We start from the raw sequence: 15,483 nt of genomic DNA, 5'->3' as shown, positions 1-15,483 counted from the left end.
TCGAATGCGTCCTTGCCGGTGTTCAGGGTGTCGAGTTCGCTCTTGTGCGCGGCGTCCGTCTGGGCAGGCACCTTCAGTTTCTGCTCGCCGGCGATCGTCTCCAGCTTGGCGTTGGCCGCGCCGTGATCGTCGATCATCTTTTGGGCGAAGTCTTTGACTGCCTGATCCTGAGCCTTGCCTTGTGCGATCTTGCTCGACTCGACCTCGAACATGCCTCCGGCGGCGGCCTTGTCGACGAAGGCCTGGGCTTTATCGGCGGCGTAGGAAGGTGCGGCGAATGTCAGGATCGCGCAGGTGGACAGCGCTGCCATCATAAGGCGGTGTTTCATCGATAAGTTCCTTGTTGAATGGGTGTCACTCAACAAGCGCCAGACCCCTTTGTTCCGGTCCAACGACGATTTAGGCCACTACAGGAATGCCTCTTGCTCAGGAGGCGGCGCTAGGTCGTCTGTAAGGGCGGGGTGCGTCGAGATGCGCGCCGCCCCAATCGCGACGAGCCAAGCGCGGGCCGGCTCTCTGCATCTTACGCATGGGGCTTCCGACGCCAACGACCCTTTATAAATCTTCAGCATAAACTTTCGCAGGCGAGCTTTCCACCCCACGAGCAGTTTTGCAGGTACCAGTTCGCGTGGTCGCACGAACTGATTTGCGAGCAGGTCCGCCGCGTGAGAATTTTAGCGGATCTTTTTTATGATGCGGCAATTTCACAGGCAGGAGTTTTAATAGGTACGGTCTAGATTCCTTGGAGGTTATAGAGCAAAGACTGACTGTCAGGGGAACGACGGTGCGCCGGACTGCATCTTTTGTATTCGCAGCTTTCACGCTGCCATGTATCGTCGAGTCGAGCGCCGAGGCTAAGGTTTCGCTGATCCGCAGGGACACGCCCCATGCAATAGAGGCCACCACTCCCGAAGAGATAGGCAGCCATTTTTCTTTTCGGGATCGGAATATGTCGACAACGTTCAGCCGCGAGGTTGTCTTCGCAGTCCGGCGCCCGGCAACCTGCTTTGTACCGTCTGCCCACTACACTTTGACTCAGGTGGCAACTCATCCTCGCCTAATCGGTAAAATTTCTCCGGAACTGCGAAGACGCTGGAATGGGTTGGATGCCGCTGTCAAATCGAGCCGAGACAAAGCTTGGTCGTGGGCAGTTCAAGCTGCTTACGAGATGGAAGCAGCGACTGCGAACGTGTCGATGAACGGGGATCCAACGTGCCGTAGGCTGAAGAGCCTCGTCAAAAAGAGCCTGGATGCTATCCAAGAGAATTTCCACCGGCGATCCGAACTATACGGCAACCAGCTAAATGGACCCGGCGGTGCCATCAGCAAGGCCGCGGAGCGCTTCTATAAGCAGCCATGAACAGCTGCAAGGCAGCGGCAGTTCTCGTCAGCGCATAATTTGCTGGAACCGATTGGCTCAAGCCGGTTTGAATCCCGGGTCAGGAGTCACGAGTTCATGCGAGTGATCACGGTGCCAGCCGCACCGCCGCCGACGATCCCCGCCGCGCCGCCCACAGCAGCGCCGCCCGGACCTCCGACGATGGCGCCGGCGATCGCTCCGGTAGCGCCGCCGGCGACGGCTCCCGCATTAGCCTGCTCGCGAGGAGCTTTCACGACCGCGGTACCTGAATTGGCTGGCCGCTCGGTCACGACGACCCGATTGCCGCCGAATTCCGCCGTGACGTAATCGGAATAGACCCAGCCTTGACCACCGGCCTCGGCGATGGTGCACCATTTCGAGTTTTGCAGGCAGCCGTTCAGCGTGGCCGTCTGGCGAAGCAGACGGTCCAGAGCTCCTTCTCGATAGCCGTGCCATGTTCTCCCTTTCATCATCACGGCCTCACGCACAACATACCTGGCAGCCCCCGCCCGCTCGCAGCCGCGCGGCCCGAAGCCGGGCAAGCTATCCACGGCCAAAAACAGTTTGTCGCAGTTCGGCTCGACGCTCTGCGTCAGCTGTCGGATTCGGGAGGTTTGAGGACGCGGCCAGCTGTCGAGGAGGGGCTGCTTGCCCCCGCTATTCCAGCCGAGTTCATTAACGAGAGGCGAGGACGATGTCGTTGAGGACCAGGTGCCGTGAGCAGGCGACTGTCGCTGCACGAGCAGGCGTTTAGATCTCGGATAGGTTTTGTCGGTATTCATTTGAAAAATGGAGCCGGAAGTCATGTCGGAGATATGGCACTCACTCCTCGCCAACCTTGCCCTGGTCTCCATCCTGGTCGTCGCCTGGGATCTTGTGGCTGATTTTACCGGACGCCTTCCACGGCTGATACAGTCGCTGCTTCTCGGCGTGGTCATGTGCGCCGGCTCGGTCATCTCCATGGCGACGGCTTTGTCTGTCTCAGGTTTCGTCGTCGACCTGCGGGCCGCCTTCATCGGCGCTGCCGCCTTCTTCGGCGGATGGCCGGCGTTGCTAATCGCTACCGCCGGCTCCATCGCCTACCGCGTCTATCTTGGCGGGCAGGGCGCCAACGTAGGCATCATGAGCATCCTGATCACGGCCGTCGTCGGGCTTGCATGGCACCATGTCGTCGCAGCCCGGTCGCGCACCATGCTCGATATACTCGGCCTGGGCGTGACGGTGGCGCTTGCCGGGCTGATTACCCTTGCGGTCATCCCTCAGCAGGTCCTCGCGGGCTTCGTTCAGCAGAGCGCGCTTCCGTCCCTGGTGTTCCGGTTTCTCGGCACATTCATTATCGGCGTGCTGCTCGACCGGCAGCAGCGGCGGCGCGATCTCGCCATGTCGAACATGATCTACCGCGCCATGGTCAGCGAGCTGCCGGATTGCCTCAACGTGAAGGATGCCGCCGGCCGCTTCGTCGTTGCAAACCCGGCCACCGCGGAAATGATGCGTGCCGCCTCGGCCGAGGACCTGATCGGCAAGACGGATTTCGATTTCTATCCGAAGGACGTGGCCGAGCGCTTCAGGCAGGATGAAATGGGCACGCTGGAGACGGGGCAGACATCGCGCATCGATCAGCCCGCGCTCTTCCCGGACGGCAGCCAGGGCTGGCTCTATACGTTGAAGGCTCCCTTCCGCGACGAGACCGGCAAGATCGTCGGCGTCATCACCTACAGCCGCGACATCACCGAGCAGAAGAAAAACGCTCAGCTCAAGAACGACTTCATCTCAACGGTCAGCCACGAGCTGCGCACGCCGTTGACGTCGATCCGCGGCTCGCTCGGGCTGATCGCGGCGGGCGTTGCGGGCGAATTGCCTCCCAAGGCGGCCAATCTGGTCAACATCGCTCACAACAACAGCGAGAGGCTCGTTCTTCTCATCAACGACATCCTCGACATGGAGAAGATCGAATCGGGCGTCATCAGCTTCAAGATCAAGCAGATGCCCGTGCGCCCGGTTCTGGAGCAGGCCATCGCCGCAAGCTCCAATTACATGGCCGAGAGCAGGATCCGCATCGTCCTGGTTGACGACGCGCCGCGCGCCGAGGCCAATATCGACCCGGATCGCCTGCACCAGGTCATGGCGAACCTCCTGTCCAATGCGATCAAGTTCTCCGAGCACGGCGGCACCGTGATGGTGAAGCTGCAGCGTCGTGAGGGCGGCATGCTGCGCATCTCCGTGATCGATCAGGGCGCCGGCATTCCGGAAGAATTCCGCAGCCGCATATTCGGTAAGTTCGAGCAGGCCGACGCATCCAGCACCCGCAGGAAGGGAGGCACGGGTCTCGGCTTGAGCATCGTCAAAACCATCGTGGAAAAGTTGGGTGGCGCCGTTTCCTTCGACACGGAGGAAGGCAAGGGAACGTCGTTTCACGTCGACCTGGCCGAAGCGCACAGGCAGGAGGAAAAACCGGTCTTTGTCGAGCGCCGGTCGCGCAAACGCGATGGCCGCCTGCGTGTCCTGATCTGCGAGGACGAGCCCGATGTCGCCGCGGTAATCGCCGCGCTTCTCGACGCGGAGGGCTTCTCCAGCGACGTTGCCCCCGACATCGACGCCGCCAAGGCTCTCCTCGGTTCCCGCGATTACGTGGCGCTGACGCTCGACATCAAGCTGGCGGGGGAATCCGGCATCAAGCTCTTCCACGACATCAGGGCCTCGGAGGTCAATTCCGACATTTCCGTCATCGTCATCTCCGCTGTCGCCGACGAGGCCAGGCGTTCGCTGAACGGCAAAGCGGTCGGCATCATCGACTGGCTGGAGAAGCCGGTCGATTCGAAGCGCCTTCACGCCGCCATGGCCAAGATCGTCGGCCGCAGGATCGAGCCGAGGCCGAATATCCTGCATGTCGAGGACGACGAGGGCGTCCTTGCGGTGATGTCGGAAGGGCTGGGCTCGGATGTCTCGATCACCTCGGCGAAAACGCTGAAGGATGCGCAGCACGCGGTCGCGAACCATCGCTTCGATCTGGTCATCCTCGACATCGCGCTCCCCGACGGATCGGGACTGGATCTGCTTGGTAATCTGCCGCTGGAAACAGCTGTCGTCGTGTTTTCGGCGGCGGAGCTGGACGACAAGTTGGGCGATCGGGTCCAGGCGATCATGACCAAGACCAAGGCGTCGGAGATCGACGTTGCCAGACTGGTCAGGAACATGCTGGTTTCGACCCTCAATGGCTCGGGAGCCACTACGCAAGCCAAGGAGTGACCCTCATGCCGGCAAAGATCCTTTATGTGGATGATGAAGACGACATTCGCGAAATAGCCCAGATGTCGCTTGAGCTGGAGCCGGAGTTCGAGGTGCGGTCCTGCGCTTCGGGCGCTGAGGCGCTGGTCGAGGCGGCGGCATGGCGGCCCGACCTCATCCTTCTCGACGTGATGATGCCGGACATGGACGGGCCGGAGACGCTGAAGCGCCTGGCTGCATCGCAGCCGACGGCGCCGATACCCGTGGTGTTCATCACGGCGCGCACCCAATCGCATGAGGTCGAACGCTATCTCGCCATGGGAGCGGCGAGCGTTATCGCCAAGCCTTTCGACCCGCTGGCGCTTGCCGCTGAAGTGAAGAAGCTGCTTGCGTTGCGCGCCGGAGGCCCGGCGGTCTAGCCGCGCAGGCGCCACCCAGGCGACAAGCCTATCGGCAAGCCCCGGCCCGGTGTTTACGCCTCCTATACCATGTGCCGATATTCATCTACTGATTGCATCTAAATGCGGCCGTCGCGAATCGGTCTTATCTATGATTTGCGACGGTCTCGTCTGCATGGAACGCATTGGCGGATGCAGGTCCATGGGTGATCACTCCGGGGGGCGACGGAACCGGAGCAAGACTGGTGGATGGAGCGAAGGCGAGAGTTCTGATCTGCGACGATGATCCCTTGTTGCTCGAGCTGATGGAATTCAGGTTGAAGGCGAAGGGATACGAGGTCATCAAGGCCGCTGACGGCGCCGAAGCGCTGGCCAAGGCGCAGCAGGACGAATCCGACATCATCGTGCTCGACGCGATGATGCCGAAGGTCGACGGCCTAGAAGTGCTGGCGCGCATCAAGGGCGACCCGGCTCTGTCTGGAACGCCAGTTGTCATGCTGACTGCCCGCAAAGGCGAAAAGGACATCGTGTCGGCCTTGGAAAAGGGCGCCGACGACTATCTGGTGAAGCCGTTCATCCCCGAGGAACTTCTGGCCAGGCTCGCGCGGCTGATCGCTCGCAAGAGCGGGAAGCGCTGATGCGGCGCGGCCGGCGCTTGAGCCTCGCCGCCTGCCTGATCCTGGCTGTCGCCGCTGCTCCGCACGCAGCGCTGGCGCAGACGGCCGACGAGCTCTACGCGTCTGCCGTGAAGGCGAGGCAGGCCCAGCATTTCGACGAGGCTGCCGACCTGCTCAAGCGCGCGCTGGCGCTCAAGCCCGACAATGCCGACGCGCTGGTCCAGCTTGGCTTCGCCGAGCTTGGCCGCAACGATCTTCAGGCGGCGCGCGACGCCTTCTCCAAAGCCCTTTCCATTGCCCCGACTTACCGCGATGCCTCTTTCGGCATGGCCGAGGTCGAGTTCAGGTCCGGCAATCTGGACGCGGCACTACCGCTTGCCGAGCAGGTCGCGCAGGCCGACCCCAGCAATGCCGACGCAGCAAAGCTGGTCGAAAACATCCGCAAGGCGAAACAGGGGGTGATCAGCAAGCCGAAGCCGGTTCGCGCAGCTCCGGCGGCGGTGAAGAAACCACCGCATCACCGGCCCGATCCCGTCCCCGGCTTGATGGAAGAGGGCAGGCGCCTACGCCAGGCAGGCAAGCTGCCCGAGGCGGAGAAGGCCTATCGCCGCGCCCTGAAGCTGGCGCCGAAGAACACCGACATCCTGGTCGCGCTTGGCCTTGTCGTCGGCTCCAGCCAGCGCTTCGACGAAGCCGGTCAGTTTTTCGACCAGGCGCTGGCCATCAAGCCCGGTCTTCTCGATGCGCGTCTCGGCAAGGTGCGCCTGGCGATCTGGCGGGGCGACACGCCGCGCGCCCGTGCGCTGGTCGAGGAGGCGCTGGCCAGCGCGCCGGACAATGCCGAGGCGCTCGATCTCGATGGCAGGATCGCCCTGCTCGAAGGCGACCATCGGCGGGCCGAACAGTCGTTCCAGCGCGTACTGGCGCTTGAACCGCGCAATGCCGAGGCGCTGGTGGGGATCGGCGATGTGCGCCGCGCCGAGGGCGACGACGAGGCCGCGCGCCAGGCGTACACCCAGGCGCTCGCCATCCAGCCGGGCTCCGCCGACATCGAGCAGAGGCTCTCCGTGCCGCCGCCGCGCAAATGGCGGCTCGATATCGGCAGCGAGGCGAGCGATCTCACCAATGGTCTCGGCGACTGGACCGACAGTTCGGCCGGTCTTGCCTATCGGCTTTCGCCGCGCACGACCATTTCTGGCCACACCCGGCTGGCGACCCGTTTCGGCCGCAGCGACGTCCAGCTCGAGGGCCGCATCGACCAGGCCTTCACGCCGGCCTTCTCGGCCTATGCGCTCGCCGCGGTGACGCCTGACCCTGACTTTTTGGCGCGCTATTCGGTCGGCGCCGGCGCGTCCTGGCAGGTCGTGGCGCCGGCAAAGGCGTTCGGTCCACTCTCGCTCAACATCGACGCTCGCTACGACGATTTCGTCGATACCGGCGTCACCAGCATCCAGCCCTGGATCCAAGGCTATGTCTTCGACGGCCGGCTGGGGCTCTCGGCCCGCTGGGTGCACGCGCAGGACGATAGCGGCACGCGCGCCGACGGCTACGTGTTGCGCGCTGATCTTGCGGTGACGGAGCGTTTCAACGTCTTCGCCGGCTATGCCGACGCCCCGGAGATCGACGACGGCGCATTGATCCCGACGCGCACCGTGTTCGGCGGTCTTTCCTTCGACGTCAGCGATCCGCTGACGCTGCGCGCCAGTATCGCGCATGAAGAACGCCCGACATTCGACCGCAACATATTCGGCCTCGGCGTGACGGCGCGGTTCTGACCATGTGGTACATCTGGGACCTGTCGATACTGCTCAGCGCGCTGTCCCTGGTGATCATGCTGCTGCTGATCGCGCGCCGCGTGCTGCAGGAGCGCCGGGGCAGGGCGGCGGCCGAGCAGCGGCGCCAGATTCTGACCGCGCTGATCGCGTTCACTGAAAACCGCGATCGCGAGGCGTTGAAGGCGACGGTGCTTGGCGTGCCGGCCGGCGTGGCGATCGACGCCGGCTTCGAGTTCATTTCGCTGCTGCGCGGCGAGGAGAGGGACGATGTGCTTGTCGCCTTCAACGAATGCGGCCTGCCGGCCCGTGTCGCAAGGCAACTGCGGAAAGGCAACGTCGCCGAACGCATCCACGCCGCCGAGATGCTGGCGGCGCTGGGTTCGGACGATGCGTCGGCAAACCTGCTTTCAGCACTCGCCCAGGATCGCGCGCGCGAAGTCAGGATCGCGGCCGCCATCGCGCTTTGCGATCTCGGCAGCCTGCCTCTGCTCGGCACCGCGCTGGACTTCATCGGCGTGGCGGGGCAGCGCTCGCGGCGGCTGATCGAGCTGTTCCGGCGCTTTCCGCGCTCGCGCTTCAACGAGCTTGCGGTACACGCGTCGCGCGTCGACGCCTCGCCCTTCATCCGGGCGGCCGCGATCGACGCGCTGGCGCGGGCCGGCGGTTTCGGCTTCGCCGATTTCTTCGCCGGGCTGACCGGCGATGCCGCGCCCGAGGTTGCCGCCGCCGCACTGCGGGCGCTGGGCCTGACGGGGCACGCCGAGGCCTCGGCCATCCTCAAGCGCGGCATGGCCAACGACGACTGGGACGTGCGCGCCGCCGCCGCCGAATCCGCGGGCCGTCTCGGCCTGCCCGAGCTTGCCGCGCCGCTGTCCACGCTGTTGGACGACGAGGTCTGGACCGTGCGCTATGCCGCCGCCAACGCGCTGCGCTCCTTCGGGCAGTCGGGAGAGCGGCTGCTGCGCGAGATCGCTTCCGCCGAGGTGTCGCGCAGCCAGCGCACCGCCTCGCTCATTCTTGCCGAGGGGCCGGCCCTATGATCGCCGACTGGAGCCACGAGGTCGTTCTTGCCGCCACCATCCTGTCCTGGTTCATCATCGGGGCGGGGCTGGCGCAGACGACGATCTATCTTTTGCAGCTCGTCGTCGCCGGCTACGCACTGTCCCAGCGCCCGCCGGTGGCGCGCTCGGCGCTGCTGTGGCAGCGCTATGGCGACGTCGCGCGGCCGATCGCGCTCTTGGTGCCCGCCTATAACGAGGCGTTGAACGTGGTCGAGAGCGTCCATTCGATGCTCGCGCTCGAATATCCGAATTTCGAGGTGGTCGTCATCAATGACGGCTCGAAGGACGACACGCTGCAGCGACTGATCGAGGCTTTCAAGCTGGTGAAGTTCCACCGCCCTTATGAGGAGGCGCTGGCGCACCAGCCGATACGCGGCCTCTATTCCTCGCCGATGACCGAGCGGCTGTTCGTGGTCGACAAGGAAAATGGCGGCAAGGCCGATGCCCAGAACGCCGGCATCAATGTCTGCCGCGCGCCGCTCTTCTGCGTCATCGACGGCGATTCCATCCTCGAGCCCGACGCACTGATGCGCGCCGCCCAGCCCTTCATCGACGACCCCGAGCGCACCATCGCCGTGGGCGGCACGATCCGCATCGCCAACGGATCGAGGATCGAGGCGGGCAGGGTGCGCGAGATCCACCTTCCGCGCCGCCTGCTGCCTTTGTTCCAGGTGGTCGAATATCTGCGCGCCTTCCTCATGGCGCGGCTGGCCTGGAGCAGCATCAACACGCTAATGCTGGTGTCCGGCGCCTTCGGCATGTTCCGCCGCGCCGAAGTGGTGGCGGTGGGCGGCTTCACCAAGGGCTCGATGGGCGAGGACCTCGACCTCGTCATCAAGCTGCACCGCTATATGCGCGACAGGAAGCGCAAATACCGCATCCAGTTCATTCCCGAGCCGGTGTGCTGGACCGAGGCGCCGGAAACGCTGAGCGTGCTCGCCCGCCAGCGCTCGCGCTGGCAGCGCGGCGCGCTCGAATGCTTCTTCCGCTACCGCTCGATGCTGTTCAACCCGCGCTATGGCCGAGTCGGCTTTCTCGGCTTCGGCCACATATTGATCGTCGACGTGCTGGGACCGGTTGCCGAGGTGCTGGGCTATGTCCTGATCCCGGCCTTCTGGCTGCTCGGCATCCTATCGGCCGAATATCTTCTGGCCTTCACCGCCCTCATCTTCACCTATGGCGTCTGCGTCAGCGTCTGCTCGCTGATCCTCGAAGAGGCCGAGCTGCAGCGCTTCCCCCGCGCCAGGGACCTCGTCGTGCTGACGGCCGCCGCCGTGATCGAGAATTTCGGCTACCGCCAGCTCAACAATTTCTGGCGTGTGAAAGGCTGCTGGCAATTTTTACGCGGCAACCAGGGCTGGGGCGAGATGACCAGGACCGGCCTCGGCGGCGCCAAGAAATAGGCGTGGCGGGCGGCGACAGCGCTGCAAGGAAGTACCCGGCCGGCGGCTCAGGTCAGCGTCATATCACGCCAGCGTCCGCTCGATCTCCGCGATCAGCGCACCAAGCGCCGCGTGCACGCTCCCACCATCCGCCCGCTCGACGAGCAGCATCTCCAGAATGGACGCTCGCTCGCTGATTTCCGCGAAGCCGAACGTCCCTGCAGCGCCTGCCAGCGAATGGGCCACGCGGATTAGCGGCTCGTTGCCGGGGAGGGGAGGCGCCTGATGCGCGGCCTTCAGTTCCGCAAGCTGATCGGCGCATCGGGCGAGGAAACGTTCGCGCAACGGGGCGAATCGATCGTCAGGGATAGGCGGTGCTCCACGGCTGTTGGAATCTTCAAGCAGAAAGCGACCTGGGTTGGAGCGGGTTGCTATGACCGTCAGCCCTGCAACGGCAACCCGCTGACCACGCTGGGGGTTATGTCCGCCTTTATCGAACGTTTTGCGTCGCCTGTCCATCTCCTGGATACGATAGCAAGTGTCCGGTCTCGAAAGTCGCCTAGATTAGTAAGGAACCACGTTACGACCTAGGCAGCAGCATCGCGCTCCTTAGCGTCTCTCGTGGATGTGTTCCAAGAGTGTTGGAAATTCCGATGGAACCTCCAACGCGATCCACCGCACCTCCATCTGATAAGACCCTTCCTTCTATTCATCCCGCCAGATCACTCGCTTTTCCCATCGGATTTCCTTGAGGCGTCGGAAGCGGATTGTGACCAGCTCCTGCCCTTAGACATGGAACAGCTCGGCTTGCATGTAGTCCTTCTTCCCGCAAGCCTGGCAGCGATCTTTGGCGCGCACCTCCTCAATCGTGACATTTCCAACCACCTCGCGAAGCTCAGCCGGCCTGTAAAAGCGTTTGATGTTGCAATGCCCGCACAAGATGCGGGCGATCTGCCCGGCGTCATGGGCATGCATCAGCGTCCACGCCGCTCCTCGCGGCCACTTCTCGGGTTGCTCCGGCATAAGCTGAAATGAGGAACTTGGTCCTAACCGGTCAAGGGGGCGCTTGACAATTTTGTTCCTATTTTGTTCACTGTAGGCATGGCAGCCACAGGGAGGCCGAAATGAAAATTTTGATGGATGCGAGGGGCGCGACCGCGGAAGAAAAACAGCGCGGTCTCGACGCAGCTCGGGAAGTGATCGCGCGTTCCGGGTTGACGCCGGAGGAAGCGGCTGAAGGCTCATTCGCGGTCGAAGGCTGGGACGAGATGGGTTTCCCGCCGGACCAAGAGCCATCGGAAGAGGAGTATGCTGCCGCTGACGTTTGGTGGGCGGCCAGCGATGCCGCAATTAAGGCCTGCTGTGAAGGGTGGCCCGACGAGAAGCGCATGCAGGTCAGCGGCCTGCAGTTGCTGCATAACCCGGATATGCAGCTCGCCGACCGCACCACTGCACTCTGTCGGATGCGCGCCATCATCCAGGCCGAAGACGGCAAGCACGAGTATCACGACAATAGGGTCTTCTTACTTGCTCTCGCCGCCACTGCTGAGGTTCCGGATAGTTCGAAAGCGCAGCAACTCGTCAGCGCCGTAACGGTTGCCTATACGTCGCTGTCACTCGCAGGGTTCCACCCAGATGAGCCTATCGAGCCGAAGCGCCAGGCGGTGCTTGACGCGATCGACGCTCTTGAAGCGGGATCCCGCCGCTCAACTGAGAAAGGCCGTTCAATGTCCAACCACGTCCTTCCAGAGCAGAACAAGCCGAAGCTGATTGTTGTGGTCGCATTCGACCGCGGCGACGACGGCGAGCTGTTTCCATTTGTCGCCAGCCCTCTTTGCCCGGAGCTCATCCGTGGAACAGGATAGCAGACAGGACGGCCATGCCGACCGACGCCGCTACCACCAACCAGGCTTCCACGACAACGGTTTCTTTGTCACTGAACATAAAAAGGCAATGCTTTTCCAAGCCTTGAGTTCCGCGCGACAAAAAGGCACGCCGACCGAAGCCGACGGGCCTCGTATTTTTAGTTCCTAACCGTCACTCAATGGTGACAGGCGGTCCCGATGGCCCAGCAACGATGGCAGAAAGCTTGACCTTGCGAACAAGAACAGGCTTCTCATGGGTCTTCTTCATGGAAAATCCCCCGGTTGGTCCTCAAACGCTACGTAGCTGGCTCATGCTATCGCTGGTTGTCAAGGCAGAACGGTTTCCATAAGCAACAAAGCGGTTCGCTGGGGAGTTGGGGTTCTGTTCAACGGGCCTGAGCAGCATGACGATCTATTACTTCCATGTCGACAACGGCACATTCATCCCCGACGAAGAGGGTGTCGATCTCCCCGACCTAGACGCGGCGCGACGGGAAGCCGTGCGCGCTGCCGGCGAGATGATAAACGAGAGCAAAGAGTTCTTCTGGGAGCACATGACGCCATGGATCATGAACGTGACGGACGGGCAAATCGTCTCCTGTTCACGCTCCAATTCGGCGCGAAAATCCCGTCGGGGGATGGGCTGTACATTCCTCGGACTCAGCCTAATCCAGGCTAAGCTCGACAGTCAAAATGGCAAGAAACGTGCTCGCGGCCTCAGATCCCAGGCCCCATCATATTAGGAAGTCAGCGCGCCGTGGTTGATGGCCTGCGCGAGCAGCTCACCAATCGGAAAGCCGTGGCACTCTACGTCGAGACCTATACCGCCGAGTGCCGGCGGCTCGCCATTGAAGCCACGAACATCGAAGGCTCGGGGATGGTCCGACTGGTTGGGACGTCGCCCGCCACCTCAGAAGCGTCTCCCCAACCCTCCCGGTGATCTATATGAGCGGCGATGGAGGGGTCGACTGGCCGTCTCACGGCGTCCCAAATAGCATCATGATCGAGAAGCCGTTCGTCATGCACCAGATCATCACCGGCCTGGCGACCCTGCTTGGTCATTCAGAGTCCCTCGAAGCCCATCAAGCGTAATGGGTGCGAATTTCCAGCATTGAGAGCAGAGCCTCTCGATTGTCGACTCCAGAGCGGAGCAGCTCCAAGAGATGCTCTTCGAGTTCCTCCCGGGCCTCCTCAGTACAGCCGTGCTTGCAGTATTCGGAGATGACCTCCGTCAGTAGCTTCCGCTCCTCAGGCCCAATAGAGCCCTCGTTCATCATTTGGACTTCTCCGAGCCAAGTCCCACGCGCATCACCGCCCGAAGGAAATTGCACAGTGCAACGCCCGCCCAGGCGGGGGACCGCTGGCGGGTGCAACGGGAATCTGCCGGCAACGGATGTCGCAGAAGCACCGCCCGTTAACCAAAACGTAAAAATATCATCTGACGTAACCCTTCGGAAGTCCTTCTGCCCAACGATGTCGCTGATCGTTCAGCCGAGAGGTACTTTGGGGCCATGTGGCAGCCTCTGTTTGCAAACCTTGCCCTCGCTGCCGTCATGCTGGTCGCGTGGTCTGCGGTCGGTGATTTTGTCGCGCGGCTGGGCCGCCATCAGCAACAGCTCCTATTTGGCGTGGTCATGACGGCCGGGACGATCGGCTCGATGATGATGGCGTTTGAAGCATCACCGGGCGTTTACAATGACCTTCGTGGGCGTCTGATAGCCGTCACCGGCTTCTTTGGTGGGGTCCCTGCCGCCGTGATGGCGGCCGGTGCAGCGTTGATATACCGCCTCTATCTGGGCGGAGCTGTGGGATCGGGGGTTTTGGGCATCATGCTCGCAACTGCCACCGGACTGGTGGGCTATACTCTCCGCCGGCAGCGCCGCGTCCAATATCGTCACCTCATTCTGCTGGCGGCGGCCGTCGCGCTTACCGGTTCGCTGGTCTTCCTGACCTTGCCGGCAGCAAGACAGGCAATCCTACTGCCGCACTTCTGGGCGCCGACATTGTTGGGGTTCGTCGCAACCCTTTCCCTGAGTGTGTTGCTGCTCCACGAGGAAAGGCAGCCTGAGCTTTCTCATACCAACAAGCTGTTCCGGTCTATGGTCGACGCGCTGCCGGATTGTCTGAACATCAAGGATGTTGAAGGTCGGTTCCTTGCCGCAAATCCAGCAACGGCCCACCTGTTGCGAGCGTCGAGTGTTGAGGAGATCCTCGGCAAAACAGATTTCGATTTCTTTCCGGCCGAGCTGGCAAGGCAATTTCGAGAGGACGAACTGGGGGGTGCTCGACAAAGGGAACCACGTCAACATCGAGCAGCCCGCGCTTCGTCCGGATGGATCACCGGGTTGGCTGTCGACGCTAAAGGTGCCGGTCAGAAACGAGCAGGACGAGGTAGTGGGGCTCATCACGCATAACCGCGACGTGACGCTTCAAAAAATGCTCCAGATCAAGCTGGAGGAAACTCAGAATCACTTGGATCAAGCGCTTGAGAATATGAACGACGGGCTCGTGATGTATGATCCGAACGGGTTCGTTCTGTTCTGCAATCCCCGCTTTCGACAGCTATTCCCACGCACTGCGCACCTGCGGGTTCCCGGGGTCAATTTTGCCGATATCATTCGGGCCTCCGTCAAACTCGGGGAAGAGCCGGTCGACCACGGCAAGACGCTCGACGATCATCTTTCCGAGAAACTCGCCACTCTTCGCGAGGATGGTGAAAAACTGATCGAGCTTGGGGATGGAAGAATATTTTCTTCGCGCACAAAGCGCCTGCCTAATGGCTGCACTCTGGGGATGATGTCAGACATAACAGAGCGGCGCAGTTTTGAGAAAAACTTAGAATATCAGGCATTGCATGACCCGCTGACCGGCCTGCCGAACCGCGCTTTTTTCAATCGGGAACTGGAAAGGCTGGTGGCAAAAGCCCGATCCGAAGATGGGGAGCTTGTCGTCCTGCTTCTCGATCTCGACCGTTTCAAGGAAGTCAACGACAACTTCGGTCATGCCGCAGGGGACATCCTTCTGGTCGAGGTCGCACGACGCCTTGAGAAAGCAATCAGGCGAGGCGACTTGGCGGCACGGCTGGGTGGCGACGAGTTCGGAGTGTTGATGTACGGCAATACCGACGGCACCGGCGATGTCAGCTTGGTGACCAGGATCATGAAGAACCTCGTGCAACCGTTGAAGATGGAGGACGTCACCCTGCTTCCAGGTGGCACAATCGGCTACACAATTTTTCCGAAGGACGAGGCAGACCCCGAAGGCCTGCTCAAGAACGCCGACCGGGCACTCTATCAGGCCAAGGCAAAAGGCCGGGGCAGTTGGAAGGCGTTTGAACCCGACCCGAAATTAGTCGCTGCGAGGCACAGGTAAGCTACGTGGATCGAATGTATTGGACTGACGTTGTCGGGGGCGGGGTGACCTAAGGAGGTCACAATGGTTGGAGAAGCCGAGCATCGCCGGGAACGACGTCAGCGGGTGCTGAAAGGCGCGGCGATCATCAATGGGATCACCAACTCCGAGATCAGTTGCACAATTCGGAACCAGAACAGCGGCGGCGCTGAGCTCAAGGTGTCCGTCGAAGCGCGCGTGCCGGAACGGTTCGTCCTCTACATGCCGACCGACGGCGTCGCCTATCAAGCTGTCCTGCGGTGGCGCAGGAACGATCGGAGCGGCGTCCAATTCACAGGGACGGTGCCGAAACCGCGTCTCCACTATGGCTGAACCAAGCGCCCAGGGGTAGGATATGTCACCCTTACATCGGGCTGGTAAATCCTTGCATTTCCGTCAAGTGATCTGGT

19 protein-coding genes are annotated in these 15,483 nt (G+C 62.1%); 14 read left to right on the top strand and 5 right to left on the bottom strand.

Features of this window, described 5'->3' with window-relative positions; translation table 11 throughout:
- Positions 1-329: DUF4142 domain-containing protein (locus FJ423_RS27360; protein ID WP_140846062.1), on the bottom strand; the 329-nt coding region annotated here is incomplete at its 3' end.
- A gap of 1,117 nt (positions 330-1,446) precedes the next feature.
- On the bottom strand, positions 1,447-2,166 hold the full coding sequence (locus FJ423_RS27345; protein WP_140846054.1) for a hypothetical protein: 720 nt from the start codon (positions 2,164-2,166) through the stop codon (positions 1,447-1,449).
- On the opposite strand from FJ423_RS27345, the gene FJ423_RS27340 reads away from it, so the two are divergent.
- From FJ423_RS27340 to FJ423_RS27315, 6 genes are all read left to right on the top strand, one after another.
- Complete coding sequence (locus FJ423_RS27340; protein WP_140846053.1) at positions 2,165-4,606, top strand: ATP-binding protein; 2,442 nt, start codon at positions 2,165-2,167, stop codon at positions 4,604-4,606. The genes FJ423_RS27345 and FJ423_RS27340 overlap by 2 nt on opposite strands.
- Positions 4,607-4,611: 5 nt before the next feature.
- Entirely contained in the window at positions 4,612-5,004 is a 393-nt protein-coding gene (locus FJ423_RS27335) for a response regulator (protein WP_140846052.1), read from the top strand.
- A gap of 224 nt (positions 5,005-5,228) precedes the next feature.
- On the top strand, positions 5,229-5,621 hold the full coding sequence (locus FJ423_RS27330) for a response regulator (protein WP_140846051.1): 393 nt from the start codon (positions 5,229-5,231) through the stop codon (positions 5,619-5,621).
- Positions 5,621-7,375 (top strand): YaiO family outer membrane beta-barrel protein, encoded by a 1,755-nt coding sequence (locus tag FJ423_RS27325; RefSeq protein WP_140846050.1) that lies wholly within the window; start codon positions 5,621-5,623, stop codon positions 7,373-7,375. The genes FJ423_RS27330 and FJ423_RS27325 overlap by 1 nt, the downstream gene beginning before the upstream one ends.
- 2 nt (positions 7,376-7,377) lie before the next feature.
- Positions 7,378-8,415: a HEAT repeat domain-containing protein gene (locus FJ423_RS27320; protein WP_140846049.1), complete on the top strand. Its 1,038-nt coding sequence runs from the start codon at positions 7,378-7,380 to the stop codon at positions 8,413-8,415.
- Positions 8,412-9,839, top strand: coding sequence for a glycosyltransferase (locus FJ423_RS27315; protein WP_181174919.1), 1,428 nt, complete (start codon positions 8,412-8,414; stop codon positions 9,837-9,839). Before FJ423_RS27320 ends, FJ423_RS27315 begins: the two co-directional genes overlap by 4 nt.
- A 63-nt stretch (positions 9,840-9,902) precedes the next feature.
- On the opposite strand, the gene FJ423_RS34375 is transcribed toward FJ423_RS27315, so the two are convergent.
- Positions 9,903-10,163, bottom strand: coding sequence for an Hpt domain-containing protein (locus FJ423_RS34375; RefSeq protein ID WP_246680325.1), 261 nt, complete (start codon positions 10,161-10,163; stop codon positions 9,903-9,905).
- A gap of 447 nt (positions 10,164-10,610) precedes the next feature.
- On the opposite strand from FJ423_RS34375, the gene FJ423_RS27305 reads away from it, so the two are divergent.
- The 3 genes from FJ423_RS27305 to FJ423_RS27295 all read left to right on the top strand — a co-directional run bounded on the left by FJ423_RS27305 (position 10,611) and on the right by FJ423_RS27295 (position 11,852).
- Entirely contained in the window at positions 10,611-10,853 is a 243-nt protein-coding gene (locus tag FJ423_RS27305; protein WP_140846047.1) for a hypothetical protein, read from the top strand.
- Positions 10,854-10,942: 89 nt separating this feature from the next.
- Entirely contained in the window at positions 10,943-11,683 is a 741-nt protein-coding gene (locus FJ423_RS27300) for a hypothetical protein (protein ID WP_140846046.1), read from the top strand.
- Positions 11,670-11,852 (top strand): hypothetical protein, encoded by a 183-nt coding sequence (locus tag FJ423_RS27295; RefSeq protein ID WP_140846045.1) that lies wholly within the window; start codon positions 11,670-11,672, stop codon positions 11,850-11,852. Before FJ423_RS27300 ends, FJ423_RS27295 begins: the two co-directional genes overlap by 14 nt.
- Before the next feature lie 3 nt (positions 11,853-11,855).
- Here FJ423_RS27295 and FJ423_RS27290 read toward each other — a convergent pair whose 3' ends face one another.
- The gene (locus FJ423_RS27290; protein ID WP_140846044.1) at positions 11,856-11,951 is read right to left on the bottom strand and encodes a putative RiPP precursor; all 96 of its coding nucleotides are present in this window, start codon (positions 11,949-11,951) and stop codon (positions 11,856-11,858) included.
- Positions 11,952-12,087: 136 nt separating this feature from the next.
- On the opposite strand from FJ423_RS27290, the gene FJ423_RS27285 reads away from it, so the two are divergent.
- On the top strand, positions 12,088-12,426 hold the full coding sequence (locus FJ423_RS27285; protein ID WP_140846043.1) for a hypothetical protein: 339 nt from the start codon (positions 12,088-12,090) through the stop codon (positions 12,424-12,426).
- 14 nt (positions 12,427-12,440) lie between these two features.
- Entirely contained in the window at positions 12,441-12,623 is a 183-nt protein-coding gene (locus tag FJ423_RS33730; RefSeq protein ID WP_181174918.1) for a hypothetical protein, read from the top strand.
- A 142-nt stretch (positions 12,624-12,765) separates the two neighbouring features.
- Here FJ423_RS33730 and FJ423_RS27275 read toward each other — a convergent pair whose 3' ends face one another.
- A complete protein-coding gene (locus tag FJ423_RS27275) occupies positions 12,766-12,960 on the bottom strand; it encodes a hypothetical protein (protein WP_140846042.1) in 195 nt (64 codons plus the stop codon).
- 234 nt (positions 12,961-13,194) lie between these two features.
- On the opposite strand from FJ423_RS27275, the gene FJ423_RS34370 reads away from it, so the two are divergent.
- From FJ423_RS34370 to FJ423_RS27265, 3 genes are all read left to right on the top strand, one after another.
- On the top strand, positions 13,195-14,097 hold the full coding sequence (locus FJ423_RS34370) for a LytS/YhcK type 5TM receptor domain-containing protein (protein ID WP_246680324.1): 903 nt from the start codon (positions 13,195-13,197) through the stop codon (positions 14,095-14,097).
- The gene (locus FJ423_RS34365) at positions 14,078-15,055 is read left to right on the top strand and encodes a diguanylate cyclase (RefSeq protein WP_246680323.1); all 978 of its coding nucleotides are present in this window, start codon (positions 14,078-14,080) and stop codon (positions 15,053-15,055) included. The genes FJ423_RS34370 and FJ423_RS34365 overlap by 20 nt, the downstream gene beginning before the upstream one ends.
- A 63-nt stretch (positions 15,056-15,118) precedes the next feature.
- Positions 15,119-15,406, top strand: coding sequence for a PilZ domain-containing protein (locus tag FJ423_RS27265; protein WP_140846041.1), 288 nt, complete (start codon positions 15,119-15,121; stop codon positions 15,404-15,406).
- Positions 15,407-15,483: the final 77 nt, after the last annotated feature.

The sequence above is a fragment of the Mesorhizobium sp. B2-8-9 genome (assembly GCF_006439475.1).
In the GTDB taxonomy this organism is placed as follows: Bacteria; Pseudomonadota; Alphaproteobacteria; order Rhizobiales; family Rhizobiaceae; genus Mesorhizobium.
This window is presented reverse-complemented; position numbering and strand designations above follow the sequence as displayed.